The 26,725-nt window shown below is 36.2% G+C and carries 27 protein-coding genes, 1 other RNA gene and 1 pseudogene; 9 read left to right on the plus strand and 20 right to left on the minus strand.

Annotation, left to right across the window (positions count from 1 at the left end; all coding sequences use genetic code 11):
* Positions 1-73: 73 nt before the first annotated feature.
* Together J576_RS19700 and J576_RS09875 are read left to right on the plus strand one after the other, a co-directional pair.
* A protein-coding gene (locus tag J576_RS19700; protein ID WP_085944219.1) for an IS3 family transposase occupies positions 74-1,218 on the plus strand; the annotation gives its coding sequence in 2 pieces (ribosomal slippage) (positions 74-338 and positions 338-1,218; 1,146 coding nt in all).
* Between the two features lie 56 nt (positions 1,219-1,274).
* A pseudogene (locus tag J576_RS09875) lies at positions 1,275-1,853 on the plus strand (STAS domain-containing protein); the annotation flags it as partial.
* A gap of 43 nt (positions 1,854-1,896) precedes the next feature.
* Here the strand turns inward: J576_RS09875 and J576_RS09880 are convergent.
* The 5 genes from J576_RS09880 to kynU all read right to left on the minus strand — a co-directional run bounded on the left by J576_RS09880 (position 1,897) and on the right by kynU (position 7,604).
* On the minus strand, positions 1,897-3,075 hold the full coding sequence (locus tag J576_RS09880) for a S8 family peptidase (RefSeq protein WP_032011537.1): 1,179 nt from the start codon (positions 3,073-3,075) through the stop codon (positions 1,897-1,899).
* Between the two features lie 232 nt (positions 3,076-3,307).
* Positions 3,308-3,421: a hypothetical protein gene (locus J576_RS20635; RefSeq protein WP_080593683.1), complete on the minus strand. Its 114-nt coding sequence runs from the start codon at positions 3,419-3,421 to the stop codon at positions 3,308-3,310.
* A 732-nt stretch (positions 3,422-4,153) separates the two neighbouring features.
* Positions 4,154-4,900 (minus strand): alpha/beta hydrolase, encoded by a 747-nt coding sequence (locus J576_RS09885; RefSeq protein ID WP_025467789.1) that lies wholly within the window; start codon positions 4,898-4,900, stop codon positions 4,154-4,156.
* A gap of 7 nt (positions 4,901-4,907) precedes the next feature.
* Positions 4,908-6,314, minus strand: a complete 1,407-nt coding sequence (locus J576_RS09890; protein WP_033855569.1) for an amino acid permease — start codon at positions 6,312-6,314, stop codon at positions 4,908-4,910.
* A 39-nt stretch (positions 6,315-6,353) separates the two neighbouring features.
* Positions 6,354-7,604 carry a kynureninase gene (kynU, locus tag J576_RS09895; protein WP_002049669.1) on the minus strand — a complete coding sequence of 417 codons (1,251 nt, stop codon included), beginning with the start codon at positions 7,602-7,604 and terminating at the stop codon, positions 6,354-6,356.
* Positions 7,605-7,750: 146 nt separating this feature from the next.
* Here kynU and gigD point away from each other — a divergent pair, with 146 nt between their 5' ends.
* Both gigD and J576_RS09905 read left to right on the plus strand, forming a co-directional pair.
* Positions 7,751-8,200 carry an Lrp/AsnC family transcriptional regulator GigD gene (gene gigD, locus J576_RS09900; RefSeq protein ID WP_002049635.1) on the plus strand — a complete coding sequence of 150 codons (450 nt, stop codon included), beginning with the start codon at positions 7,751-7,753 and terminating at the stop codon, positions 8,198-8,200.
* Between the two features lie 44 nt (positions 8,201-8,244).
* A complete protein-coding gene (locus tag J576_RS09905; RefSeq protein WP_002049664.1) occupies positions 8,245-8,781 on the plus strand; it encodes a GNAT family N-acetyltransferase in 537 nt (178 codons plus the stop codon).
* 52 nt (positions 8,782-8,833) lie between these two features.
* On the opposite strand, the gene J576_RS09910 is transcribed toward J576_RS09905, so the two are convergent.
* Entirely contained in the window at positions 8,834-9,127 is a 294-nt protein-coding gene (locus J576_RS09910) for a hypothetical protein (protein WP_002049588.1), read from the minus strand.
* A 114-nt stretch (positions 9,128-9,241) separates the two neighbouring features.
* Positions 9,242-9,478, minus strand: coding sequence for a hypothetical protein (locus J576_RS09915; RefSeq protein ID WP_002049582.1), 237 nt, complete (start codon positions 9,476-9,478; stop codon positions 9,242-9,244).
* Positions 9,479-9,839: 361 nt separating this feature from the next.
* On the opposite strand from J576_RS09915, the gene J576_RS09920 reads away from it, so the two are divergent.
* The 4 genes from J576_RS09920 to J576_RS09935 all read left to right on the plus strand — a co-directional run bounded on the left by J576_RS09920 (position 9,840) and on the right by J576_RS09935 (position 12,685).
* A complete protein-coding gene (locus J576_RS09920) occupies positions 9,840-10,526 on the plus strand; it encodes an HAD-IA family hydrolase (RefSeq protein ID WP_002049675.1) in 687 nt (228 codons plus the stop codon).
* Positions 10,510-10,950 (plus strand): RNA-binding S4 domain-containing protein, encoded by a 441-nt coding sequence (locus J576_RS09925; RefSeq protein ID WP_002049587.1) that lies wholly within the window; start codon positions 10,510-10,512, stop codon positions 10,948-10,950. The genes J576_RS09920 and J576_RS09925 overlap by 17 nt, the downstream gene beginning before the upstream one ends.
* Positions 10,951-11,095: 145 nt before the next feature.
* Positions 11,096-12,148 (plus strand): recombinase RecA, encoded by a 1,053-nt coding sequence (gene recA / locus J576_RS09930; RefSeq protein ID WP_002049645.1) that lies wholly within the window; start codon positions 11,096-11,098, stop codon positions 12,146-12,148.
* 54 nt (positions 12,149-12,202) lie between these two features.
* The gene (locus J576_RS09935) at positions 12,203-12,685 is read left to right on the plus strand and encodes a regulatory protein RecX (protein WP_002049650.1); all 483 of its coding nucleotides are present in this window, start codon (positions 12,203-12,205) and stop codon (positions 12,683-12,685) included.
* Between the two features lie 14 nt (positions 12,686-12,699).
* Here the strand turns inward: J576_RS09935 and ffs are convergent.
* Positions 12,700-12,796: signal recognition particle sRNA small type (gene ffs, locus J576_RS19370), an RNA gene on the minus strand.
* Positions 12,797-13,112: 316 nt separating this feature from the next.
* Here ffs and J576_RS09940 point away from each other — a divergent pair.
* Positions 13,113-13,997 (plus strand): YbgF trimerization domain-containing protein, encoded by an 885-nt coding sequence (locus J576_RS09940; RefSeq protein WP_002049663.1) that lies wholly within the window; start codon positions 13,113-13,115, stop codon positions 13,995-13,997.
* Between the two features lie 56 nt (positions 13,998-14,053).
* Here J576_RS09940 and lpxA read toward each other — a convergent pair whose 3' ends face one another.
* The 12 genes from lpxA to rimO form a co-directional block, all read right to left on the minus strand.
* Complete coding sequence (gene lpxA, locus J576_RS09945) at positions 14,054-14,842, minus strand: acyl-ACP--UDP-N-acetylglucosamine O-acyltransferase (protein WP_002049604.1); 789 nt, start codon at positions 14,840-14,842, stop codon at positions 14,054-14,056.
* A complete protein-coding gene (gene fabZ / locus J576_RS09950) occupies positions 14,839-15,324 on the minus strand; it encodes a 3-hydroxyacyl-ACP dehydratase FabZ (protein ID WP_002049600.1) in 486 nt (161 codons plus the stop codon). Before fabZ ends, lpxA begins: the two co-directional genes overlap by 4 nt.
* A gap of 6 nt (positions 15,325-15,330) precedes the next feature.
* The gene (lpxD, locus tag J576_RS09955; protein WP_004708409.1) at positions 15,331-16,401 is read right to left on the minus strand and encodes a UDP-3-O-(3-hydroxymyristoyl)glucosamine N-acyltransferase; all 1,071 of its coding nucleotides are present in this window, start codon (positions 16,399-16,401) and stop codon (positions 15,331-15,333) included.
* Positions 16,402-16,405: 4 nt separating this feature from the next.
* Positions 16,406-16,909, minus strand: coding sequence for an OmpH/Skp family outer membrane protein (locus J576_RS09960; protein WP_002049593.1), 504 nt, complete (start codon positions 16,907-16,909; stop codon positions 16,406-16,408).
* A 41-nt stretch (positions 16,910-16,950) separates the two neighbouring features.
* Complete coding sequence (bamA, locus tag J576_RS09965; RefSeq protein WP_025467787.1) at positions 16,951-19,482, minus strand: outer membrane protein assembly factor BamA; 2,532 nt, start codon at positions 19,480-19,482, stop codon at positions 16,951-16,953.
* 37 nt (positions 19,483-19,519) lie between these two features.
* Positions 19,520-20,875 carry an RIP metalloprotease RseP gene (gene rseP, locus J576_RS09970; protein WP_002049590.1) on the minus strand — a complete coding sequence of 452 codons (1,356 nt, stop codon included), beginning with the start codon at positions 20,873-20,875 and terminating at the stop codon, positions 19,520-19,522.
* Position 20,876: 1 nt separating this feature from the next.
* Positions 20,877-22,073, minus strand: a complete 1,197-nt coding sequence (gene ispC, locus J576_RS09975) for a 1-deoxy-D-xylulose-5-phosphate reductoisomerase (RefSeq protein ID WP_002049652.1) — start codon at positions 22,071-22,073, stop codon at positions 20,877-20,879.
* The gene (locus J576_RS09980) at positions 22,074-22,898 is read right to left on the minus strand and encodes a phosphatidate cytidylyltransferase (protein ID WP_033855570.1); all 825 of its coding nucleotides are present in this window, start codon (positions 22,896-22,898) and stop codon (positions 22,074-22,076) included.
* On the minus strand, positions 22,898-23,650 hold the full coding sequence (uppS, locus tag J576_RS09985) for a polyprenyl diphosphate synthase (protein ID WP_002049672.1): 753 nt from the start codon (positions 23,648-23,650) through the stop codon (positions 22,898-22,900). The genes J576_RS09980 and uppS overlap by 1 nt, the downstream gene beginning before the upstream one ends.
* A 4-nt stretch (positions 23,651-23,654) precedes the next feature.
* A complete protein-coding gene (frr, locus tag J576_RS09990) occupies positions 23,655-24,209 on the minus strand; it encodes a ribosome recycling factor (RefSeq protein ID WP_002049637.1) in 555 nt (184 codons plus the stop codon).
* A gap of 85 nt (positions 24,210-24,294) precedes the next feature.
* Positions 24,295-25,023, minus strand: a complete 729-nt coding sequence (pyrH, locus tag J576_RS09995; protein WP_000852257.1) for a UMP kinase — start codon at positions 25,021-25,023, stop codon at positions 24,295-24,297.
* A 51-nt stretch (positions 25,024-25,074) separates the two neighbouring features.
* Positions 25,075-26,418 carry a 30S ribosomal protein S12 methylthiotransferase RimO gene (gene rimO, locus J576_RS10000; protein ID WP_000856678.1) on the minus strand — a complete coding sequence of 448 codons (1,344 nt, stop codon included), beginning with the start codon at positions 26,416-26,418 and terminating at the stop codon, positions 25,075-25,077.
* Positions 26,419-26,725 lie beyond the last annotated feature (307 nt).

Consider the following 26,725-nt stretch of genomic DNA (forward strand, 5'->3'; position numbering starts at 1 on the left):
GGTGGATCAGGAAATTTGAACAACACTTATAAGTGATATTTTGCTCCCCAAATGATGTTATAAACATCAATATATGGAGTATTTTATGGCACGTAGACCAAGAAGAAATCATTCAAATGATTTTAAAGCTAAGGTAGCACTTGCTGCGATTAAAGCAGAAAAAACACTTGCTGAATTGAGTGCTGAATTTGATGTTCATCAAAACCAAATTATCGACTGGAAAAATCAACTGATTTCAGCTTCCTCGCAAGCTTTCGATCAATCAAAAGCTCCAACAGAACCACCCATCGATCTAAAAAAACTACATGCAAAAATCGGTGAGCAGGCATTAGAAATTGATTTTTTAGAAGGTGTGTTGAAGAAACTGGGCCGCTTCAACCACAAAAGTTAATCGATGACTCACTTCAGATTTCAGTATCTAAGCAAGCTCAGCTGCTGAAAGTCTCCCGTGGTTGTTATTACTATCGCCCAAAACCTGTGAGTGCATCAGATCTGAAGCTGATGCGGTGTATGGATGAGTTACATATGCAATACCCTTTTGCAGGTAGCCGTATGATGCGTGATTTGTTGAATCGTCAAGGACATCATATAGGACGACGTCATACACGTACTTTAATGAAGAAAATGGGCATTAATGCGTTATATTGCAAACCAAATTTAAGCCAGGCTAATCAAGCTCACCGCAAATATCCATATCTGCTCAAAGGATTGGCTATTCAGCGCAGTAATCAAGTGTGGTCTACGGATATAACGTATATCCCTATGGCAAAAGGCTTTGTTTATTTATGTGCTGTGATTGATTGGCATAGCCGCAAGGTACTTGCGCATAGAGTATCGATTAGTATGGAGGTTACATTTTGCATAGAAACATTAAATGAAGCTATTGAAAAATATGGTCGACCTGAAATATTTAATACAGACCAAGGCAGTCAGTTTACCAGTGATGCATTTATTGATGTATTGAAATCAAATGACATCCAAATCAGCATGGATGGTAAAGGTCGATGGGTTGATAATGTGATGGTTGAACGATTATGGCGGAGCGTTAAATATGAAGAGGTGTATCTCAAAGCCTACAGCAATGTTTTGGATGCGAAGAAGCAATTAAACGCATATTTTGAATTTTATAATTTGAAACGACCTCATTCGAGTCTGGACAAAATGACTCCAGATGAGTTTTACTATGACCAGCTACCACAACAAAATAAGGTAGCTTAACTAGAGCAGAGTATCACTTATAAATAAGCTTTTAGTTGTTCAAACATGTGGGACCACCTCTCTTATCTACTTTATGTGCAGGTATATTCTTGCTGATTTTAGTCGTATTTTTAAGTGATTGGTTGAAAGTTATTCCTATGGCTGCACTTGTTGCTGTCATGATTATGGTATCAATCAGTACTTTTGAGTGGAGTTCACTTACGCAATTTAAAACTCATCCTAAAAGTAGCAATATCGTCATGATTGCAACCGTTGTAGTAGTTGTAGCTACTCATAACCTAGCACTAGGCGTATTGACGGGTGTATTACTTTCCGCGCTTTTCTTAGCGAATAAACTTGAAAATGATGTACACGTGATAACCTCATTAGAAGGCAACTATCGTTTATATGATTTAAGAGGACAAATCTTTTTTAGTTCTTCAGATAAATTCATGCAAAGCTTTAACTTTAAAGAAGAAGTAAAAGAAGTCATTATTGATCTGACTCATTCACATATTTGGGATATCACTTCGGTTGCAATGCTTGATTCAGCAGTGGAAAAGTTTCAAAAGAATGGTATACAAGTTACTGTACGTGGTTTAAACGAAGCCAGTTCAGTCATGATTGACAAGTATGGTACACATGCAAAAATTTAAAAAAGGTCCTGCGGGACCTTTTCAATCATAGAGAATTATATTTTTAAGGAGATTTATATAATAAACGGTTTGGGCTACCAGATGGATTTTTCACCACATCACTAGTCGCTTGATTTAGTAGATTGGATGTTATCGTTTGAGGTGTAGCTGTAGGTGTACTTTGAAGAAGTTCAGCAACTACTCCAGCAACATGTGGAGTTGCCATGGAAGTGCCATTTAATACTTTAGTGGCCGTATTACTCCCAATCCAAGAAGAGTTAATTTGACTTCCGGGCGCAAAAATATCAACACAGCTTCCGTAGTTAGAATAGCTTGCTCGAGTATCAGTATTGTCAGTTGCAGCAACTGTAATTGCATTACTTGTTCTCGCCGGAGAAGAAGTACATGCATCTGTATTTGAGTTACCAGCAGCTACGACCATTACATAGCCATTATTATATAAGTTTTCTACTGCACTATCTAAAGAAGAGCTTGCCGCCCCACCTAAGGACATGTTTACAACAGCTGGTTTACTTCCATTTTTCAAAATCCAATCTAAACCAGCAATAACATTACTCGAAGCACCGGAACCATCACATCCTAAAATCCGAACAGGGACAAGTTTTACATTCTTGGCAACACCATAAGTGGTACCGCCTACCGTTCCAGCAACATGTGTGCCGTGCCCATTACAATCAGTCGTACCATTACCATCAGATATTGCTGTATATCCATTTAATACACGACCTGAAAATTCTTGATGAGTAGACAATATACCAGTATCAACAATATAAGCTGTTGTCCCGGTACCAGTTTGCGAATAAGAATATGTTGAATTTAATGGTAAAGCTTTCTGATCAATACGATCTAGTCCCCAATCAGGATTAGTTTGGGTCGTTGCATCAATATTCACTACAGTATCATTTTCTACAGAAAGAACTTGAGGGTTCTTTTTCATCGCTTCAATGAACGCTGTGCCTGCAGTATCAGGTAAATAAATTGCAAAACCTTTAAGAGCACTGTCGTAACTTTGTAAAATTCTGCCACCATGCTGTTTTGCAATATTCTGTGCAAAATCTTTCGCAGGCCCAATATCCTTATTTAAAATGACAATATATTGATTTTTAATAATTCCTTTTGCTTGAGAAGAATCTATTGCAGAATTTAAAAGATTAGGTGCAGCATAAGCTAAATGAGTCGCAGCCATTGAAAGAAAAACAGCAGAAACCTTGCGAATCTTCATGTGTATCTCCATATATTATATTTCAGGTATTTTTATGATAAATAATAAATTTTTTATTTCAGGATTAAATTCAAGATGAAAATCTTAAAGATTTTTATCTGTTTTTAAACCTAAATCATATTTTCATAATTTTTTATTCCACACAATATGCTTCAACTTTTTCAATAAAAATTGTGATAGAAATCTAATTTAAATTTATATATTTTATTTTTTTATAGTGAGATGTATTTTATTATTTTGGAGAAATAAAATAAAAAAATATAATCATAATGAGCAATACTATAGTTGCTAGTGATAAGTAAGTTCCAACAGTATTAAAACTTTTCAAAAACTTCAAAATATCCATAACAATATGATAATTAATAAATTAGTAAAATTATTTCAAAATTTATCAATTTATGCAACTCCAAGTAATTTACAATTTTTTTAACTATAAGTCATACGTATAATAAATGTATAGATATTTTATTTACTCCAATTACTATTTAAACTATCTAACTCTAATAATTTTATTTAAATAAATTAATTTTATGAAAAAATCTTTTAATAAAAAATACCCTCATATCTAAAATATGAGGGTATTAAAATAAACAACTTTACAGACGCAGTATATGCATAAGTAAATATACACCTTTAAAGATATATTTACAATGCTTCTTTAAAATTTTCATTTAATTCGACCTGATCCTTCCTACTAACTGCTGCTTTAGTATGCTAAATATTTTTTAGCTAAGGATGATGCAAAATAAAAAAGTCCGTATCTTGGGAAGCTACGGACTATAAAACTCATCTAAGCAACAGCTAAACAGTTTGTCGATTAGAGAGAAAACACTATCCTTTTAATCTAATTGAGTTATTAATTTAGGTCAACTTGAAATCAAACATAGTGATAAAAAGCCACTTAAATGTGATCTATTCTACGTTTTTACTTAAGCATAACCAAAAAGGAATATATTTATTTCAAATTTAATAAAACATATTATTTGATGCAGCATCTCTTAGCAAAAACAAACTATTGATTTAAATAGTGAAATATAATTAACCTATTCTTATAAAGTTCAGCACCTACATCCCATATCTATTTAAATATATATTTAAAATAGTGGTCTAAAATTGAATAATGATTAACTCCAGAAATAGTCTCGAAAGAAACTAACTCATGACCCGCACTGCATCTGTGTTCAAAATAATTTTGGCTTTGCCACTGCAATTCACTTAGCTCCAACTCTCCACACAAAATCCTACAAGGTATATCAGTCTGCTGTTTCTGATAAATAGGGCTATATTTCAAAATATCCTCTTCTGATAAGTTTAATGCATGATTTAAATGAGTCTCCTTTATAGGAGATAAATCATAAATACCACTTAATAAAGCCAATTCTGATAATAAAGGATGGTTTAAACATACAGCTGCAAGATGTGCACCTGCTGAATGCCCCACTAATTGAACTTCATTCGTTTTCCAATTTTGTTGAGCAATAAAATCTAGAGCTTTCTGAATTTGCATAATCATTTCTGAAATATGACTTTGAGGAGCCATGTCATATTCTAAAAGTACACACTGGGCTCCTTTTGCCAATATATACGGCACTATAAAAGCAAAATCCGATTTATCACACCACTGCCAATAGCCTCCATGAATAAAAATCACGGTTTTATTGGTGTGTTCACAAGGAAAAAAATCCATCGTTGATCGGTTCTGTGAACCGTACTTTATATCTTTTATATGGTGATAGGTCTGATAACTCAGCAAGCTTCTATACTGAAAGCTTGCTAGTATTTCCCCCTCATTTGCTACCGTTGTAGCATTATCGTATTTTCTCATATAGCGATCACTTCAACGTTTCTTCACCAGAATTGAGATTTAGCTTTACAGTTGAACGTTTTAAGTAGAAACAAAATATCAGAACAAGAACTAAAGGCACGCCAAACTGTAAAGTGGATTTAAACTCATTGGTAAACCAGGTAGTTACTGTAATACTTAAAATCGCAATAAACCCAAACAACGAGATAAATCGACTAGCGGGAATTTTAAATTTTAGCTCGATGTTTTGCTGTGTCATGTGTTTTCTAAAAAACATATGTGTCACAAAGATACTGCCCCAAGTGAACAATGCACCAAACATCGATAGCGCAATCATAATTGGAAACGCAGAAGCCGGATTAATCGTATAAACAATACTAGCAATACCAATCCCTACCGCAGATAACAACAGCGCATTTACCGGCACACCATTACTACTGATTCGGCCAAAAACTTTTGGAGCATCACCTGCACGTGACAAACTAAACAACATACGGGTTGAAATATAAAGCATGCTATTCATCGCTGATAAGGCAGCTACAATTACAATAAAATTTAAAATACTATCTGCATATGGGATACCAACAATCTTCATGACCATAACAAAAGGACTAGTTGCATCTGCTCCAATCAGAACAGTCCACGGCACCAAAGTAACGATTAGAAATAAGGACAATAAGTAAAATAAAATGAGTCGGAGTGCGGTGCTTTTAAATGCCTTTTTTACTGCTTTTTCAGGGTCTTTAGCTTCACCAGCTGCGACAGCAATCATTTCTATACTTAAATAACTAAATATAGAAATAATGACTCCGATCCATACTCCACTAAAGCCATTTGGAAAAAAGCCCCCATGACCTCTCAAATTAGTAACTACTTGATTCATTCCCTGATTACTTTGCGTCAATATACCAATAGATAAAAGAATAAATACGATAATGGCAAAAACTTTAATTGTGGAAAACCAGTACTCGACTAACCCGAAGGCTTTTACACTATAGGCATTTACAACAAGTAAGGTCAGTGAAAAAAATCCAATCCAGACCCAAGAGCCTACATTCGGAAACCAGAGCTTCATATAATCAGCAACGGCGGTAATTTCGGTACCTACAGCCAACACAATACAAGCCCAGTAACAATAGCGGACTAAGAAGCCAGCTAGTGGAGACATATAATGTTCTGCATATGCACCAAATGAGCCCGAAGTAGGATGCTGCACTGTCATTTCAGCCAAAAAAGCCATAAGTGCAAATGCAATTAAACCACCAATGGCATAGCTAACTATCACGGCGGGACCTGCAAAACTAATTGCAAATTTGCTTCCCATAAATAAACCGGTTCCAATTGCTCCACCAATCGCAATCATCCCCATCTGTTTTGCAGATAACTTTTTATGCAGTCCAGCTTCTCTATTTTGTATTTCATCAAAACTACTCATAGGCCCTCCTAGCCATTTGTTTTATTTTGATTCCTTAAATCAGGTCACTTCACCGCGAACTAAATAACGCTTGTTTTTCCACTCACTATTCAGCATGGTTTCTTTTAAATGCTGTACTGCATTCCAGATATCTTCAAAGCCCAGATACAAAGGTGTAATACCGAATCTCAAGACAGCAGGTTCACGATAATCACCAATCACGCCACGTGCGATAAGCGCCTGAATGATTTCATAACCAAACTCATGGCGATAACTGACATGACTACCACGATATTTATGATCTAAAGGAGTAATTAACTCAAATCCAAATTCAGAACATTCTTGCTGTACCAGCTGAATGAATAAATCAGTTAATTTCAGCGATTTTTCACGGATTTTTTGCATATCAGCATGCAGGAAAATATCTACTCCGCACTCAATCAGACTCATAGAAATAATTGGCTGAGTCCCACATAGATAGCGACGAATACTATTCGCTGGTTCATAATGCTGGGCCATATCAAACGGCTTTTTATGACTCCACCAACCGGATAATGGTTGCCAAAACTGATCACGGTGTTTTTCATTGACCCATAACAATGCTGGAGAACCAGGTCCACCATTTAAATATTTATACGTACAACCAATCGCGAAATCACTATCAGCTTGATTAAGATGCATAGGCACAGCACCAACTGAGTGACATAAATCCCAAATAACCAGAGCATCTTGAGAGTGAATCTGTTTATTAATAGATGCCATATCGTAGAAATACCCAGTACGATAATTCACATGAGAAAGAACTACTACAGCAACATCTTTTTCTAGAACTCGAGCTAAGTCTTCTACTCCATCAATCAATTCAACTTGATAGCCCTTTTGAATTAAATCAATAAAACCTTCAATAATATAAATATCTGTTGGGAAAGCATCCTTTTCCGCAACAATTATTTTATGTTCAGGAAATTTTTCAGCCTGAATTTTTACCGCTGCTGATAAAACTTTAAATAAGTTCAGTGTAGTTGAATCTGAAATAACAACTTCACCCTGTTCTGCACCAATCAATGTGGCTACCTTATCGCCCAGTCTAGTAGGTAGCCCCCACCAATCAGCCTTATTCCAACTATTGATCAGATCTTCTCCCCATTCTTGGGAAATAATATGCTGAGCGACAGACAAAGATTTCTTTGGTCTAGCGCCTAAAGAGTTACCATCTAAATAAATGACACCTTCTGGCAATGCAAATTCATCTTTAAATTTTTTGAGTTCGTCTTCCTGATCCCAATACAAACACTGTTCACGAGTAATCATTTGGTATTGCACCTATTTCAACATTTCCTTTGTATTTGAATTTTATCATGGTGATTCTTTCGATTTATTCGATAATATTTGATCAAAAACAGATAATTTCGTATAAAATTCTAATTAAAATTAAAAAACATGGATGGAATTCGAAAATGAATGTAGATGCAATTGATTTAAAAATTTTGAAGTATTTACAAGATAATGCCCGCTTAAGCAATCAAGAGCTTGCTGATCTCGTTAATCTTTCAGCCTCTGCTTGTCACAGACGTGTCAAGATTTTAGAAACCAACGGAATTATTGAAAAATATCAAGCGAAAGTTAATTATGAAAAATTAGGAATAAAAATTGAGGCGATAGTTGAAATAAAACTTGCTCAACTCACCGAAAATGACCACAACTTTTTCTTAAGCCAGATCAAGAATTTTGATGAAGTCATTAATGCCTATATCATTACTGGCGAATGTAACTATGTACTGCATGTGGCCACAAAAGATCTAAATTCTTTTTCTCATTTTGTTATTAATACACTCAATAAAATTAAAGGAGTGATAAGCATTAATTCTAAGATTATCTTACAGAAAATTATACAAAAGCCACTCTAGACTATGTGGTTAAATTAAAAAATTATATTTAAAGAGCTTTTGCTATGATCGAAACCGAACGTTTAATCTTAAGACAATGGAAAGAAACTGATGCTACCCCCTTTATCGAAATGGGTTTAGATAAAGATGTTATGCGTTTTTTTCCAAAGCTTTTATCTGCTACTGAAAGTATAAATTTAATTCAAAGAGCATCGGCCCTTATTGATGAAAAAGGTTGGGGATTTTGGGCTTTAGAATTAAAAGAAAACCATGAATTTATCGGTTTTATTGGTCTACATGACCAACCAGAACAATTTGATTTTTCTCCATGCATTGAAATTGGCTGGAGGATTGCTACAAAACACTGGAAAAAAGGTTATGCCACAGAAGGAGCAAAAGCAGCATTGGACTATGCCTTCAATGTGCTTAATAAAGATAAAGTGGTTTCTTTTACAGCAACAGTGAATAAACCTTCTCAAGCTGTAATGGAAAGACTAGGAATGCGTAAAGTTAAACACTTCAATCATCCCAAGCTTCTAGATGGACACGCCCTTCAAGAACATGTTCTTTATGAAATAAATAATCCTAATTTTGAGTTATAAAGGAATAAAATATGGATATATTTCAATTGCTCCAATGAATATAAAATAAAGGTTATTCATCGAAGTCATAACCTACTGAAGTGGAATGCTCCCAATATTCATTAATTTTATCTGCAATAGCTTCCTTACCCATTGTAGTTAAAACATAGAAAAGTTTTGCCTCTTTGTTTTTTCTCAAAATTAATAAATTGTAATAGTCATATTCGGGGCCATTTAGCCCCAATGATGGCTGTTCTTCACAATGCTTCTCAGCCTTGTAATGCCATTCAAGTTTATAAGTATCAATACCATTAGCAGCATTGATCACTATGCCATCATTGGCTCCGCCAATAAATCCAATTTTCATTGCCTGCTCTAAATTGTTATTCGGATAATTTTTAATATAACTTTAAACAAGTACGGTTCAATTTATAAAATGTTTGCCAATACGTATCCTATGTAAATCAAAATAACGAATTCATTATTTCATGGCACGTAAATATTCATAAGCCTCTTTTTCATTACTCTCCAGATGAACTGTTGCTTCTGTCTCATCATTTAAAGTTTCATTTATTATTTTGGTACCTTCATAAGAAATTTGATGACCTATTTGGAAATCTGCTCCTACTGCATCAATTACAATGAATTGTCCAGCAGCATTTGAAGCTATAAAAAAACTATTATTACGATAGCCATATCTAATTGTATATAAGCCCACTTTTATTCCAACTTTTAATAATATTTAAATAATGATAATTCCATAGAGTTCATAGAAAAGCAAAAATACTTATCAAAAAATGATCTCCTAATAAATACAACTCTATATTTTTTTAATATATTTTTATTAATCCTCCACCCTATTCCTTTTATATAAATATTTTTCAAAAAATTTGTTTCAGCGATCTTATTGAGTAGTCTAAATCTAAGAACTCTCTTGTTATCTCTCTGTTTACCTAGTACAGACTATTTAAATTATAAAATGATGAAATAACCATAAATCAGTCCGTTTTATCGTCTTTAATGATTATAATCTTAAATTACTTTTCTTCCATGTCTGTTTCAATTGGAGCTCTCAAAACATGCATAAAATAGTGCTTTTCGATATGGACGGAACTTTATTAGATTTGGCTTTTGATGATTTTATCTGGAATGAATGCTTACCTGAACGACATTCTCAGACGCATCAAATCCCTTTAACACAAAGCCATGAAATATTAAGCCAGTTTTATCGTAGCCATAAACATACGCTTGCTTGGTACTCATCAAATTACTGGACACAAACAACTGGTGTGGATGTTTTAAAGCTCCAGCAAGAATTTCAGCATAAAATTAAAGCACGATCAGGATGTATGGAGTTACTTAATACTCTGAAAGAACAAGGCTATCAATGCTGGTTAGTGACCAACGCAGACTGTGCAAGCTTACAGTTAAAACTTGATAACATCCCTATTCAAGATTTTTTTGATGTGATTGTATCTAGTGAACAAATTGGTTATGCGAAGGAAGACCTTAAGTTTTGGCAAGAATTACAAGGCTTGCATTATTTTGAACCCCAAAACACTATTTTTTTAGACGATACTATTCAAGTTTTAAAAACTGCAGAAAAATTTGGTATAAGACACTTGTTTACTATCTTACAGCCCTCAACTCTTAAGAGTAAAAGACAGCTACAAGATTTAGAGTATAAAGCACTAGATCAGCTTACAGAGCTACTGTCTATTTTGAATCAAACTGATAGAAAGGATAATGATGTCAAAATTGCGTGAAAACGATGCTGTAGAAACCATGCGTGTCGACAAATGGTTATGGGCAGCACGTTTTTTTAAAACCCGTTCTATTGCTAAAGCTGCAATTGAAGGGGGAAAAGTGCATCACAATAATGAACGTGTAAAAGTTTCTAAAGAAATTCGTGTTGGAATGGAACTTGTTGTTCAACAAGGTTTTGATAAAAAGACAGTTGTTGTTAAAGCACTTTCCAATACCAGAGGACCGGCTCCTATTGCACAACAGCTTTATGAAGAAACCGAAGTAAGTATTGCAAGACGGGAGTTGATTGCTTCGCAACGAAAATTGCATAATCTAGCTCGACCTGACCATAGACCAAGCAAGAAAGATCGGCGACAAATCAATCGGTTTAAACAGGATAACGATCAACATTATGAAGACCACTGGTCATATAATGATGAATAAAAACGTCGAGTTGTGTCGCACTCACATATACAATATATAGAAGCTAGAGAAAAAATCTGTCACTATTAGCCCTGTGAAACAAGTTGAGATTCAATGCATCCACTTGGGTTAAACGTGATGAACATAGAGTATTGAGGTTTTTGAGATGGATGAGAATAAAAGCAAAGCATTACAAGCCGCTTTGAGCCAAATTGAGAAACAATTTGGTAAAAATACGGTTATGCGTCTCGGCGATAACACTGTTCAAGCAGTTGAAGCCGTATCTACAGGTTCTTTAACTTTAGACATCGCATTGGGGATTGGTGGTTTACCAAAAGGCCGTATTATTGAAATTTATGGTCCTGAATCTTCTGGTAAAACCACAATGACATTACAAGCAATTGCTCAATGTCAAAAGTCTGGTGGTACATGTGCCTTCATCGATGCAGAGCATGCCCTAGATCCTCAATATGCACGTAAGCTTGGTGTAGATATTGATAACCTACTCGTTTCACAACCTGATAATGGTGAGCAAGCGCTTGAAATCGCTGATATGCTTGTTCGCTCAGGTGCAATTGATTTAATCGTTGTGGACTCAGTAGCTGCTCTTACACCTAAAGCAGAGATTGAAGGCGAAATGGGTGACTCTCATATGGGTCTACAAGCACGTCTTATGAGCCAAGCACTTCGTAAAATTACTGGTAACGCTAAACGTTCAAACTGTATGGTTATCTTTATTAACCAAATCCGTATGAAGATTGGTGTTATGTTTGGTAGCCCAGAAACCACGACTGGTGGTAACGCTCTTAAGTTCTATGCTTCAGTTCGTCTAGATATTCGTCGTATTGGTCAGGTAAAAGAAGGCGATGAAATTGTTGGTTCAGAAACTAAAGTTAAAGTCGTTAAGAATAAAATGGCTCCTCCTTTTAGAGAAGCTATTTTCCAAATTCTATACGGTAAAGGTACTAACCAATTAGGTGAACTTGTAGATTTGGCAGTACAGCAAGATATCGTTCAGAAAGCTGGTGCATGGTATTCATATCAAGGCAATAAAATTGGCCAAGGTAAGAATAATGTGATCCGCTATTTTGAAGAAAATAAACATATTGCTGAAGAGATTGAACGCAATATCCGTGAGCAATTGTTGACTACAGGTACAAATGGCGCAGTGCAAATTGAAGATGATGAAGAAGAACCAGATCTTTTATTAGAATCTTAATTACACCTAAGTCATAAAAACGCCCTTCGGGGCGTTTTTTACAAGGAAATATATATGTTCAAAAGAAACAATGAACAATCTCAACAGCGTCCACCACTCACTGGCCAGCGTTTACGCTCATATGCTTTTGCTTTACTTACTCGACGAGACTACTCTAAAGCAGAACTCATTGAGAAATTAGCCCGTTATGCACAAAATATAGAAGAAGTGAACCAACTCGTTGAAGAGTTATCTGAAAAAAATTACCAAAGTGATCAGCGTGTTGCTGAGCAAATGCTTGCAAGTCAAATTCGTAAAGGTAAAGGACCGAAACGCATTCAACAAGCTTTAAAAACTAAACAGATCGAAAATGATTTAATTGCCGACGAAATTCACGAAATTGATTGGGTAGAACAAGCTTATCAACTTAAAGTTAAGAAGTTTGGAGAAGAGATAGAGAAAGACCCAAAACTTAAAGCAAAGCAGATTAGATTTCTACAATATAGAGGATTTGATTTAGATGTAATTTTAAAAGCGATCCAAAGAAAATTGGATTAAAGGAATGGTGGCAACCCCACTAGCAAAACTTCGGCACATCATAGATCTGCTACCGTTGCTACCTTCCGGTCCTGGCGGGGTTCACAGAGTACAATTGCGAAGCCACCAGCGGGGCTACCATTGCAAAACAAAGTATAGAGATTTTTAAAAGAGTTGCAACCCTTCTCTGGCTTTTTCAGCAAGTTTTTGTTTCGATTGATTAATTCATCAGCAAAAATAGCTTAAAACCCCAAAAATGTAGTTTTCTGAACTTATGCTCTTTTCTTATTTTGCATAAAATATGCTTGAAGATTGTAAACTATCCTTGCATTTAAACTGTTAACTGCTTTAATTGCATTGATCAATGAAAAACCTTAGATATTTAGAGAATTGTTTTTTATATTCCTGTGTCAAGGTGGCTTTTATATAAAATTATGGATTTATACACATGCAAATGAAGAAGCATTCTTTATTATTTATTGCCTTAATGAGTACCACTTCTCTATACGCAAACATTCCTATTGAGTCTCGTGGTTTAAGTCAAAATGATGGCAGTGCATCTAATACTTCTTCAAGCAATATTTCAGTTCCTACAAACTTAAACTGGGAACTTATGCAAAAAAATCAACAACTAGAAAATGATATCCGCACTTTAAGAGGTCAATTAGAAGAACAAGCGAATGATATTGATCAATTAAAAAAAGACCTTGCGAATAGATATACCGATTTAGATCAACGTTTAGAATTATTACATCAAAAAGTTGACCCTGATAGTGCTACACAAGAAGACGGTACAAATACCAATACTAATAGCGCCACACCTGCTAGTCCATCAGTATCTCAATCTCAGCCTGCAGATGGTAATAAAGTAGTTGCCGCCCCATCTCAAACGTCTGAACAACAATCTAATACACCAGTAACCAACACTCAACCAGCGACTACTGCTCAAAACCAATTTAATCCACTTGAATTAGAAAAAGCCGCTTATACAGTAGCTTTAGATGCTTATAAACAAGGTGGAGCAAAAAAAGCAATTGCTCCGATGCAAAACTTTATTAAAAACCATCCTAACAGTATTTATACAGGCAATGCTTATTTCTGGTTAGCTGAGTTTCATTTAGCTACAGACCCAGTGAACTACAATGAAGCAAAGAAAAACTACAATATTGTCGCTAGCCAATATCCAAACTCTAGCAAGGCACCTCGAGCACTCTATCAACTATATAGTATTGCCAAAGATGTCGATAAGAATACTGTATCAGCTAATCAATACAAAAATAAGTTACTTACTCAATATCCTAAATCTGAAGAAGCTAAATTCTTTAAAAAATAATTTAGGCATAAAAAAAAGACACTGTTAAAACAGTGTCTTTTTTTATGCCTTATTGATTAGCGTACAATTCCACGCTCGGATTGCTCAAGAGAGTCAATTAATAATTGAGCTTCTGGAACAGAAGGCAAAATTTCACTTTTAATTTGCTCAACAGCTTGAACAGAGGTTAGACCAGATTTAAATATCAATTTATAAGCTTCTCTTAAGCCCTGAATTGTATTTTTAGACCAACCTTTTCTTCGCATACCTTCAATATTTATACCAAAGGCATGCGCAGGATTACCAGAAGCCATAACATAGGCTGGTACATCTTTAAGAATCAGTGAGGCCCCACCAATCATGCTATAAGAGTCAATCTTACAGAATTGATGAATTCCAGAATTACCACCGACAATAACATGATCACCAATATGTACGTGTCCAGCAACACCAACATTATTAGCAAAGATATTGTGATCACCTACAATACAGTCATGTGCAATATGAGTATTTACCATCAATAGGTTATGACTACCTATCTTAGTCAATGAATTATCTTGCACAGTGCCTCTATGTAAGCTGCAATGTTCGCGAATTAAATTATTGTTACCAATTTCAAGCCAAGTTTCTTCACCTTTATATTTGAGGTCTTGACAAACTTCGCCAACACTTGCAAATTGAAAGATCTCATTATTTTGACCAATTCTGGTAAAACCACCTACTACCACATGAGAATGTAATTTAGTACCAGCACCAATAGTCACTTGAGGACCAATAACACAATAAGGTCCGATTTGAACATCTGAAGCAATCACTGCAGATGGATCAATAATGGCGGTAGAATGGATTAAATCGTGATTGCTCATGCCTGCTCTGTTTTTTGGTGTGAAATCATAATCTCAGCGGTTGCTGCTACAATGCCATCAACGCTAGCTGTACAATTGTATTTGTAAATACCGCGCTTCTGCATTACCAACTCGGATTTTAATACAAGTTGGTCGCCTGCAACTACTTGTTTTTTAAATCTAACTCTTTCTGCACCAGCAAACAGGAACAAAGAACCTGGTTTTGGCGTTTCATTGTTCATAATAAAACCTAGAACGCCTGAAACTTGAGCTAGTGCTTCAACAATTAGAACACCAGGCATAATTGGATATTCTGGGAAATGTCCTTGTAGAAACTCTTCATTGATAGAAACATTTTTATAACCAACAATACTATTGTCAGTAACTTCAATCACACGATCAACCAATAAGAATGGGTAACGATGCGGCAAATATTGACGAATCGTTTGAATCTGCATTGGTAATTCAGGGATGGCAAATTTAGGTGTAGTTGACTCGGTCATAATATTCTATTTACGCAAATTAAAAGTTGATTCAAGAGACTCTATTTGAGCTTGTATATGATCAAGTCGTTTAGTGATTTGGGTCAATGGCACATCTGCTAATTGTCTCAAGCGCACAATCGTCTTTTTCCACTGACTATTTTCGAACAATCCAATTCCTGAAGAATAAGTTCCAGCCTCAGAAATATTTTTTGTGACCATTGACATTCCAGTTAAAGTCACATTATCAGCAATTGAAAGGTGACCTGCTACCCCACATGCGCCTGCAAGAATACAGTTTTTGCCAATTTTTGTACTACCCGCAATGCCACAGGTAGCTGCAATAGCAGTATTTGAACCAATATGAACGTTATGTGCAATTTGCACAAGGTTATCAATAATTACACCATCTTCTAAAATTGTATTATCAAGAGCACCCCGATCAATACTACAATTTGATCCAATTCGAACGTCATTTCCAATTAGAACTGATCCTAACTGAGCAATACGGTGCCATTTACCTTGATAGGGAGCAAAACCAAAACCTTCGCTACCAATTACAGTATTTGAATGAACACGCACCCGATCACCCAATTTAGAACTACCGGTAATGGTGACATGAGAGTCAATAAAACAGTCTTTCCCAACTTCTACATCATCATCAAGTTTGGTATGTGATTGAATGATTGTGTTATCACCTACTACACAATTCTCACCAATGACTACATAGTGACCAATATAAGCAGCTTCTGAAATAACAGCAGAAGGATGGATTTGAGCAGTACTTTCTATACCTTTTGAAGTAAGCTTTTTATCAAATACATGAGTAAGGATTGCAAAAGCAAGATAAGGATTATCAACAATAATAAAATTATCTTTTTCAGGAAGATGTTCTTTTAAAGCAGCAGTAACAATGAAAGCCCCTGCACGACTTGCTTTAGCTTGTTCGAGATATTTATCACCATTTACGAAAGTAAGATGATTAACCTCTGCATTTTCTAAACTTGCTAGGTTCGAAAATTGAAGACTACCTTCACCAATTAGCTCACCTTTAACAAGGTGAGCTAATTCATCTAAACGAAATTGTTGCACTTTCATTAATTTATTTCATTGAATTAACCTTTTGTATCATTTTATCAGTTAAATCATACTTAGCGTCATAGGCAACAGTTGAATTTTTATTCAAAATAAAGTCAAGATTATTTTCTTTTCGTAATTGCTCAGCAGCTTGCTTAACTCTAGACTCAAAAGTTGTGTTCATACTTTGCAAGCTAGTTTGAACTCTAGACTGTAAGCCCTGCTGTGTTGAATTAAATTCATTTAACTTTGATTGATACTGAGATTGTAATTTTTTAATCTCATCTTCTTTCATTTTTTGACCTTGGGTCTGCGCTTGACGTTGAAGCCCTTCTAACTCTTTACCTAATTGCTCAAGTTTAGTCGTTGTTGGTTTCACAGACTGATTCAAGCTTGCGTTTTGTTGTTTCAAATAAGTACTGCTCTCAACAACTTTAGCAAGATCAATGACCCCATAACCGGCTGCATTAGCTGCTACCGAAGCCACCGTCAAGCCTAACCCTAACATTAATGTATTTAATTTTTTCATGTAAATTTCTTTCCTTATTTCGTTGTTCAATATGATCGTACTTAGAAAGTACGACCAATTTCAAACTGGATTTCTTTAGTTTCATCACCCGGTTTATCATTTAACGGGAATGCATAGCTAAGTGACAATGGTCCAATCATAGTAATCCAGGTTACACCCACACCCACGCTATAACGTAAGTTACCTAAATCGAAGCCATAGTTATCTTCACAATATTTCTTAACATCTGTAATGTTTTGGCCATTAATCATCATGCCTTTATCACCGTATACAGAGTTATTAATATTACATTTGGTATCGAAGACCTGACCACCTTCTGCAAATAGTACAGGACGTACTTGACGAGTCCAATCACCTTTAAATGGCATAGGTAATGCTAATTCAGTACCAAATTGAACTAATGCATTACCACCCACATTTTCAGGTGAAGGATCATTCTGTTTTGTTTCTTGTAAATTTACACTGGCATATTTAGGTCCCAAAGTACTATTGTCATAGCCTCGAACAGAACCGTAACCACCCGCATAGAAGTTTTTATAGAATGGTAAATCGTTACCATAACCCAGCTTACCATAACCACGAAGCACAAAGCCTGATTTACCAATTGGTAAGAATGCTTGTGTATCATAAGTTAATTTTTGATAGTCAACATCACTACCTGGCAAACCAATTTCAAGACCTACTCGGTGAGACATACCAGATGTTGGGAAAATCGGTCTATTTAAAGTGTTATATGACCAACCCAAGTTTAAGTTATAAGTAAAGAACTCGCCATCAAAAGCACTATCATATTCTTTAAAACCACCTTCACATGTATCAGGTATTGGTTGATTTGTTTTAGGGTCAGTCTCGGTCTTACCAGTTGGACACCAATTCGACTTACCAGTTGGTTTACCACCATTTGCCAATAAATAGTCACGCACATAGGTAGAAACATAAGGACCAGTCGTTACTTTAGTATTATCAATACCTAGAGATGCACTTAAGCTTTGGTTTTCATCAATTGGATAACCAAAGCTTAAACTACCACCAAAACTATCCGTTACGTAGTTGTTAACGTTATAGTTATCATTTAACTTAGTTTTACGATAATAAACGTTATAACCACGACTTACCCCATCAATAGTAAAGTATGGGTCAGTAACACTTAGATTATAATAGTCTTGAGTTTCTGAACGAGACAAATCAATTGCAACTCGGTTACCAGTACCCATAAAGTTAGTTTGACTAAGTCCAGCTTGGAACGTAATACCACCATTTTGTGAATAACCTACAGCTAATGTGGTAGTACCTGAATGTTGTTCTTCAACATTTACGTTCAAATCGACTTGGTCAGGAGAGTTTGGAATACGAGCAGGCTTAATATCAACTGTTTTAAAGAAACCTGTACGCTCTAAACGAACTTTAGACAAATCAATTTTTTCATTACTTGCTAAAGCACCTTCCATTTGACGCATTTCACGACGTAATACTTCATCGGAAGTTTTACTATTACCAGTAAAGTTAATACGACGCACTGTCACTTGCTGACCTGGGTTTACATAATAATTTAGGTCAACAACACCAGTTTCATTATTAATTTGCGGAACAATATTCACATCAGCAAAGTAATAACCTGCGTTACCATACTTTCGTAGAAGTAATTGCTTAACTGCATTTACCTTTTCTTGTGAATAGGTATCGCCATCTTTATAAATTTTTAGTGCTTGTAACTCTTCAGGCTTATAAAGCGCATCACCTAAGAATTTAGTTTGACCAAATTTAAATTGGTTTCCTTCCTCAACAGCAACTTCAATAAAGATATGTTTTTTATCTTCACTAATATTAAGCTGGGAATTATTAATATTAAAATTAATATAACCCTTATTAAGGTACATAGCACGCAATGCTTCAAGGCTTGCAGCCATTTTCTCACGCGCATAACGGTCATTACGTGTAACAATTGAAGCCCAACCACTTTCTTTAACAGCAAATGCCTGTTTGATTTCACTGTCTTTAAAAACAGTATTACCAATTACATTGATATCAAAAACTTTTGCTGGCGTTCCTTCGTTAAAATTAAGTTTTAATTCAACGCGGTTATTTGGTCGGGCAACGGTATCAACAGTAACACTAGCATCATAACGACCTTGTTGGGTGTATTGCTGCTCTAATTCTGTTTGAATGGTTTGCAAAGCAGATTTCTTAAAAACCTCACCTTCTGCAACACCCATTTTTTTAAGGCCTTGTTCTAATGCCTCTTTAGGAATAAGTTTATTACCCTTAAATTCAAGTTTTGAAATAATAGGGCGTTCAATAACATTAAAGACCAAAGTATCGTTATCTTTTGATGCTTTAATATCATCAAAAAGACCCGTGGCATACAATGTTCGAATTGCTTCGGCGATCATCGGTTCATTAACGCGATCGCCACTGTTGATTGGCAACATGGTATAAACATTTGCAGGAGTAAGACGGACTAAGCCGTTTACACGAATATCTCTAACAACGAAATCATCAGCTGCATATGCTTGTTGTACCGCTGCCATAGCGCTAACAAGTGCCAAAGGCATTAAAAAATGTGTGTGCCGCATGCCAGTTTTTTCCAGTAAGTTATAAATCCATATACGTTTACAAACGCATAAAGTCATTAAATAAAGCTAAAAGCATCATACTACCGAGCAGTACCATACCAATTTTTAGACCAAACATTTGTATTTGTTCAGAAACAGGTTTCCCTCGAATAGCTTCAATAATGTAATACACTAGATGACCACCATCTAACATTGGAATTGGTAATAAGTTTAAAATTCCAAGACTTACACTCATTAAAGCCATAAAAGAGATAAAAGTTTCCCATCCCATTTCTGCACTTTGTCCAGCAACTTTTGCAATGGTAATTGGGCCAGAAAGATTTTCTAATCCAATTAATCCTTTAACCATTTTCACTATTGAATTCAAAATCATGCTAGAGATTTGGCCAGTTTTATCTAGTGCCATTTCAAAAGCTTGTATTGGAGTATATTGAATTGTTTGCTTATATTCGTCAGGAATTGTAATTTTTCCAGCATCACTTTTTACACCAAGTACACCATTGACCTGTCCCATATTATCCCGCTTTCCTTGCGGCATAACTTGTAAATGTACTAATTGCGCATGACGTAAAACATCAATATTAAGCAATTTTTCTGGAGAACGCTGTACGACTTCAACAACATCAAACCAATCTTTCATAGGCTGGCCATCAATCGCAACAATACGATCACCTACTTTCATTCCTTGACGAATAGCCGCACCATCTTCTGTTAAATCTGTTACCACAGCAGGAATTACAGGACGATAAGGCAAGAAGCCTAATATATCCAATGCCGATTCATTCTGGTTTTTTAAAAAATCTTTAATGGGTAAGACAAAATTTTTCTCTGTACCTGCACGATCAACATCGATATTTACAGTACCTGTCTCGCCTACCCGATCAATTAAAGCAAAATTTAATTTTTCCCAAGTTGTAGTCTCTTTTCCATCAACAGCAATAATTTTGTCACCCACATGCAATTGGGCCTCTGCAGCTGGAGAGTTTGGAATAATTTTACCAATTTTGGTATTTAATTGTTGTTGTGCTGGTAAAAATAAAACCCAAAAGAGAAGTACAGCAAAAATTAAGTTAATTAGTGGCCCTGCAGCAACAATAGCTATACGTTTCCATGGTTTTTGTCTATTAAAAGCATACGGTAGATCTTGTTCTGCGACATTACCTTCACGCTCGTCCAGCATTTTAACGTAGCCACCCAAAGGTAAAGCAGAAAGCTGATACTTGATACCCGATTTTTTAGAGGTCCATTTCAATAAAGTTGGACCAAAACCAATTGAGTAAACTAAAACTTTAACCCCAAGTTTGCGTGCAACCCAGTAATGACCAAACTCATGAATTGCAATTAAAGGACCAAGTAAAAGAGCTGCTGCTGCAATCATAAAAAGCGCATTCATTTCAGCCTCCAATACTTGATATATATTTCTGAGCTATAGATCGAGCCACTTTATCTTTATCTAAAATGCACTCAATACTTTCAGCTGCGGCATTCTCTAACTCTTGCAAAGTATGCTCTACCACTTGTGGAATATGTGTAAATCCAATCCTTTCCTTTAAGAATGCTTCAACAGCAATTTCATTTGCCGCATTCAAAATGGTAGGTGCCAAACCTCCTGCACGCATTGCTTGTCTTGCTAAATTTAATGCAGGAAATTTTTGGGTATCGGGCGCCTGAAAATTAAGTTGAGAATACTCAAATAAATCTAAAGCAGGAACACTTGTTTGTAAACGCTCAGGCCATGCTAATGCATGTGCAATTGGCGTACACATATCAGGATTACCCATTTGTGCTAATGTTGAACCATCAACATACTGCACCATAGAGTGAATAATACTTTGTGGATGAACAACAACTGTAACAAAATGTTCAGATATTGAAAATAAATGACACGCTTCAATTAACTCCAACCCTTTATTCATGAGAGTAGCCGAGTCAACTGAAATTTTTTGCCCCATTGACCAATTTGGATGTTTACATGCTTGTTGGGGTGTTACATGTTCCAACTGTTCCAAGGAATGATTTAAGAATGGGCCACCAGATGCAGTTAGCAATATTTGAGATACGCCTAGTTGTGGTTGTCCAGTTCTTTCAACTTGTAAATAGTTATGAGGTAATGACTGAAAAATGGCATTATGCTCTGAATCCACTGGTAATAATAATGCCTGATGATCACGAGCAGCTTGCATCATGATTTCACCAGACATCACCAATGCTTCTTTATTTGCAAGCAATACTCGTTTACCAGCTTTAACAGCTGCCAAAGTAGGCAACAGTCCCGCTGCCCCGACAATTGCTGCCATAACAATATCAACATCTGTATGTGATGCGATCTCAACTAGACCATCTTGCCCACTTAAAATATCAATACCTTGTATATTTTGTTGAGCAAATAAGGTGGTTAGTTCAACTATTTTCTCTTCAGGAACAACGACCACTTTAGGGCGGAACTGTTTGCAGATTTCAACAAGTTCAGAAATTCGACTATGTGCCGAAACTGCAAAGACTGAATACTTATCTGGATGTTGGCTTAAAATTTTTAATGTACTTTGCCCAATAGAACCAGTTACACCCAATATGCAAACAGATTGTGTCATCTATAAATCTACACCAATAAGCTTTAATATATACATTCCCGTTGCAAAAATCGGGGCTGCTGCGAGTAAAGAATCAATACGATCCAACACACCACCATGACCTGGCAAAACACGGCCAGAATCTTTAATACCAGCACGGCGTTTAATCATCGACTCAAATAGATCACCTAATACTGAACCGAATACTGTGACTAAAGATAAGATCAGGAATAAAAGTTGTTGAACCCAAGTTAAGTTTAAATATTGATATTGCACTACAAGCATTACAATAATTGTAGTGAGAATACCACCATATAAACCTTCTACTGATTTATTAGGGCTTACCGTAGGTGCCAATTTTCTCTTACCGAATTTACGACCTACGAAGTAAGCTCCACTATCTGCACCCCATACAAGCAAGAACAAATACATCAACCACCATGGTGAGCTTTGCCATACTACAAAAATTGCAGTCACTGTTGCACAGATAAGAATTAAACCAATGACATAAAGGGTCGCGTTATACCACCCATCAAATTCAGGAAAAGACTTAACCCAATATACACTAACGAGCCAAGTTAAAATTGAAGCAGACCATAGCAGTAATGCAATGTCGTGAAAGAACAAGGCAACGCCCGAAACAAAAGCAACAAGTAGACCATAACCCCATGCTTTAGGTTTTACTACGGCGCCAGCTTCGTGAGGCATCAACTTATACCATTCATACCCCGCAACCGCTGCTGCTACAATCATAAGTACCAACATTGGATAATGTGATTGCGTAGCAAACATACAGCTTAAAACAACTGCAACAAGTACCAATGCGGTAACAATCCGCTCTAACATTATAATTTCTCGATTTTCTCTTGCTGAATTTGTTCAGATGTTTTACCGAAACGACGTTCACGCCCTGAAAAAACATTCAGTGCATGATCGAATTCCTCGACTGTAAATTCCGGCCACAAAGTATCCGTAAAATACAGTTCCGCATAAGCTGCTTGCCATAACAAGAAGTTAGATATACGGAAATCTCCACCTGTACGGATCAACAAGTCCACAGCTGGCAGATCGTTTAGACTGACATATTTTTCGAACAAATCAACATTTATTTGATCAGCGTCAATTTCACCACGTGAAACTGCTTGGGCAACTTGTTTAGCTGCATTTGCAATATCCCACATACCACCATAGCTAATCGCAATAGTTAATGTCATGGCGTCATGATGTACTGTTTGTTGCTCTGCATCTTCCATTAAGGCAACTAAATGTGAAGGTAATCTAGAACGATCCCCTATAAAACGCAAAGCAATATTGAATTTCTTCATGCGAGGTATTTGCTCATGAATGGTTTCTTCAAGAAGTTTCATAAGCAGATCGACTTCATATTGTGGTCGATTCCAATTTTCACTCGAAAATGCAAAAACAGTTAAAGCACGGACACTAGTTTTTATACAATGTTCAACAATAGGATCAAGAATATTTTTACCTTCTCGATGCCCATCACCTTTTTGCATTTGATTTTTCTTTGCAAAGCGGTTGTTGCCATCCATGATGATGGCAACATGCTTAGGAAGATGATACTCTTCTGATTCGGTCATAAAATTAGACCTTCATCAATTCTGCTTCTTTCGCTGCAAGACGCTTATCTACTTCTGCAACATATTTATCAGTGATTTTTTGGATATCATCACCTGCACGACGCTCATCATCTTCAGAGATTTCTTTCTCTTTCAACAATGCTTTGATATCACCTAAAACATCACGACGAATGTTACGAATAGCAACTTTTGCATTTTCAGCTTCGCTGCGTGCAACTTTCTGCATATCACGGCGTGTTTCTTCAGTTAAAGCTGGTAAAGGTACACGGATTGAATCAGCAGTAATTGGATTCAAACCTAAATCACTTTCACGAATTGCTTTATCAATAGCAGATACCATTGTACGTTCAAACGGTTGAACGATAAGCGTACGAGAATCTTCAACACCAACGTTCGCTACTTGGTTTAAAGGCACATCAGAACCATAGTAAGGAACCATTACCCCATTTAAAATTGATGGGTGTGCACGGCCGGTACGAACTTTAGCAAACCCTTGTTCCAAAGACTCAAGAGTTTTCATCATACGCTGTTCGCTGTCTTTTTTCAGATCGTTAATCATATGATCTTCCTTACTTATTTATTCAAGGATGTATATAACAAATTTAATTTAGCGCTAGTATAAAGAGCTTTGCGGCACACGTACATTATTTAGTAACGCGTGTACCCTCTTTTTCACCCATTACAACTGATAAAAGCGCACCAGATTTATTCATATCAAATACTTGCAATGGCACATTGTGGTCACGGCATAAGCAAATTGCTGTTAAATCCATAACACCTAACTTCTCATCTAACACCTGATCAAATGTTAAATGATCGTATTTCACTGCATCTTCATATTTGCTTGGATCTTTATTATAAACACCGTCTACTTTGGTTGCTTTCAAAATTAAATTTGCTTCAATTTCAATACCACGTAGACATGCTGCTGTATCAGTTGTAAAGAATGGATTTCCTGTTCCCGCAACGAAAACACAGACCTCGCCTTGGCTTAAATGACGGATTGCATCACGACTTGAGTATGACTCTACAACAGTACCAATTGGTAGTGCAGACATAAGACGAGTTCTGATGTTACGACGCACCAATGCATCACGCATTGCCAAACCATTCATGACAGTCGCAAGCATACCCATTTGGTCACCTGTTACACGGCCAACCAAACCATCTTTTTGCAACTGGCTTCCACGATATAAGTTACCGCCACCAACAACGATACCTACTTGCACGCCCAAGCCTACCAAATGCGCAATAGAAAGTGACATCTGATCTAAAACTTGAGCATCAATACCCATATCTTTATTACCTGATAAAGCTTCACCAGATAATTTTAATAAAATTCGTGAATAACGGGGGCTGATTGTTTCCGCCATGATTTTGCTCCAAGACCTCTTAAACTGAATGCTTTTTGAATCGCGATTCGATTAGACCGATTTAATTTTAATTAACTTTGCAAATAAGTCGTATTCATCCGCATCGGTAATTTCGACTTCCAACATATCGCCTGGTTGAATCGTGCTCTTATCGATATCTTCTACAAAGACATTACCGTCAATTTCCGGAGCATCGGCATAAGAACGTGCAACAGCAACAGGATATTCATCTTCCAAACTATCGACTAATACAGTCATCGTTTGACCAATACGTTTTTGTAATTTGGCAGCAGATATTTGCTGCTGCACTTGCATAAAGCGCTCGTAACGCTCTTGCTTAATTTCTTCTGGCACATGATCTGGTAAATCATTTGCCGTAGCGCCTTCTACTGGTGAATAGGTAAAGCACCCTACACGATCAAGTTGAGCTTCAACCAACCAATCGAGCAAAATCTGGAAGTCTTCTTCAGTTTCGCCTGGAAAACCAACCACAAAAGTAGAACGGATTACAAGATCAGGGCATTTTTCACGCCATAATTTAATTTTTTCTAAAGTATTTTCACTATGTGCCGGACGTTTCATTAATTTAAGAACACGTGGGCTTGCATGTTGGAAAGGAATATCCAGATAAGGCAGGATTTTACCCTGAGCCATCAAATCGATTACTGCATCAACATGTGGATATGGATATACATAATGTAGACGAACCCAGATTCCAAGCTGACCAAGTGCTTCACACATGTCAAAGAATTTGGTTTTTACAGGTTGGCCATTCCAGAAGTCCAGCTTATATTTAGTATCTACACCATAAGCTGAAGTATCTTGTGAAATAACCAAAATTTCTTTCACACCTGCGCGTTTTAATGCGGCAGCTTCTTCTAATACGCTACCAACCGGACGTGATACTAAATCACCGCGCATGCTTGGGATGATACAGAAGGTACAACGATGGTTACAGCCTTCAGATATTTTCAAATAAGCATAATGTTTAGGTGTTAAACGAATACCTTGCTCAGGAACAAGATCAATAAAGGGATTATGTTTAGGCGGTGCTGGCACATATTCATGTACAGCTTCCATAACGTCCTGGTAAGCTGCTGCACCAGTGACTTTTAAAACATTAGGGTGCATTTGACGAATTTTATCTTCGTCTTTACCCAAACAACCTGTAACAATAACTCGGCCATTTTCACTCATGGCTTCGCCAATTGCATCTAACGATTCTTGTACTGCAGATTCAATAAAACCACAGGTATTAACAACAACTAAATCAGCACCATCATAATCTGATGCAACTTGATAACCTTCAGTCTTTAACTGAGTTAAAATTCGTTCAGAATCTACCAATGCCTTAGGACAACCTAAAGAAACAAAACCGACTTTGGGGGTCTTCATGAATCTGCGCTCCACTTGAATGCACGTATTGTATGTCTTTTCTCGTCTCAAGCATAGGTGGAAACCCCACTCTTTGTGTAATGCACCAAAATACAACCAATATTTGCACCAAAACTCAATATTGCACCAAGTTGGATCATGATATTATTGGTATATACATCCATATTTTTGACCAAAAGATATTAAGAACGATTTTAGAGCGCTTTAACTACGCTTGAAACCTTAAAATAATCCATAAACAAAGTTGGCGTACATTTTGCATCATGCATGTTCTATAACGGTGAAAACCGATAACTAATGAAGATGC

The sequence above is a fragment of the Acinetobacter sp. 766875 genome, assembly GCF_000582055.1.
Taxonomy (GTDB): Bacteria; Pseudomonadota; Gammaproteobacteria; order Pseudomonadales; family Moraxellaceae; genus Acinetobacter; species Acinetobacter nosocomialis.

Bases quoted from the DNA above. Each gene is read 5' to 3' on its own strand.
- J576_RS09880 (WP_032011537.1), bottom strand. From the start codon at position 3,075: ATGAAGATTCGCAAGGTTTCTGCTGTTTTTCTTTCAATGGCTGCGACT.
- J576_RS20635 (WP_080593683.1), bottom strand. From the start codon at position 3,421: ATGGATATTTTGAAGTTTTTGAAAAGTTTTAATACTGTTGGAACTTAC.
- J576_RS09885 (WP_025467789.1), bottom strand. From the start codon at position 4,900: ATGAGAAAATACGATAATGCTACAACGGTAGCAAATGAGGGGGAAATA.
- J576_RS09890 (WP_033855569.1), bottom strand. From the start codon at position 6,314: ATGAGTAGTTTTGATGAAATACAAAATAGAGAAGCTGGACTGCATAAA.
- kynU (WP_002049669.1), bottom strand. From the start codon at position 7,604: ATGATTACTCGTGAACAGTGTTTGTATTGGGATCAGGAAGACGAACTC.
- gigD (WP_002049635.1), top strand. From the start codon at position 7,751: ATGAATGTAGATGCAATTGATTTAAAAATTTTGAAGTATTTACAAGAT.
- J576_RS09905 (WP_002049664.1), top strand. From the start codon at position 8,245: ATGATCGAAACCGAACGTTTAATCTTAAGACAATGGAAAGAAACTGAT.
- J576_RS09910 (WP_002049588.1), bottom strand. From the start codon at position 9,127: ATGAAAATTGGATTTATTGGCGGAGCCAATGATGGCATAGTGATCAAT.
- J576_RS09920 (WP_002049675.1), top strand. From the start codon at position 9,840: ATGCATAAAATAGTGCTTTTCGATATGGACGGAACTTTATTAGATTTG.
- J576_RS09925 (WP_002049587.1), top strand. From the start codon at position 10,510: ATGTCAAAATTGCGTGAAAACGATGCTGTAGAAACCATGCGTGTCGAC.
- recA (WP_002049645.1), top strand. From the start codon at position 11,096: ATGGATGAGAATAAAAGCAAAGCATTACAAGCCGCTTTGAGCCAAATT.
- J576_RS09935 (WP_002049650.1), top strand. From the start codon at position 12,203: ATGTTCAAAAGAAACAATGAACAATCTCAACAGCGTCCACCACTCACT.
- J576_RS09940 (WP_002049663.1), top strand. From the start codon at position 13,113: ATGCAAATGAAGAAGCATTCTTTATTATTTATTGCCTTAATGAGTACC.
- lpxA (WP_002049604.1), bottom strand. From the start codon at position 14,842: ATGAGCAATCACGATTTAATCCATTCTACCGCCATTATTGATCCATCT.
- fabZ (WP_002049600.1), bottom strand. From the start codon at position 15,324: ATGACCGAGTCAACTACACCTAAATTTGCCATCCCTGAATTACCAATG.
- lpxD (WP_004708409.1), bottom strand. From the start codon at position 16,401: ATGAAAGTGCAACAATTTCGTTTAGATGAATTAGCTCACCTTGTTAAA.
- J576_RS09960 (WP_002049593.1), bottom strand. From the start codon at position 16,909: ATGAAAAAATTAAATACATTAATGTTAGGGTTAGGCTTGACGGTGGCT.
- bamA (WP_025467787.1), bottom strand. From the start codon at position 19,482: ATGCGGCACACACATTTTTTAATGCCTTTGGCACTTGTTAGCGCTATG.
- rseP (WP_002049590.1), bottom strand. From the start codon at position 20,875: ATGAATGCGCTTTTTATGATTGCAGCAGCAGCTCTTTTACTTGGTCCT.
- ispC (WP_002049652.1), bottom strand. From the start codon at position 22,073: ATGACACAATCTGTTTGCATATTGGGTGTAACTGGTTCTATTGGGCAA.
- J576_RS09980 (WP_033855570.1), bottom strand. From the start codon at position 22,898: ATGTTAGAGCGGATTGTTACCGCATTGGTACTTGTTGCAGTTGTTTTA.
- uppS (WP_002049672.1), bottom strand. From the start codon at position 23,650: ATGACCGAATCAGAAGAGTATCATCTTCCTAAGCATGTTGCCATCATC.
- frr (WP_002049637.1), bottom strand. From the start codon at position 24,209: ATGATTAACGATCTGAAAAAAGACAGCGAACAGCGTATGATGAAAACT.
- pyrH (WP_000852257.1), bottom strand. From the start codon at position 25,023: ATGGCGGAAACAATCAGCCCCCGTTATTCACGAATTTTATTAAAATTA.
- rimO (WP_000856678.1), bottom strand. From the start codon at position 26,418: ATGAAGACCCCCAAAGTCGGTTTTGTTTCTTTAGGTTGTCCTAAGGCA.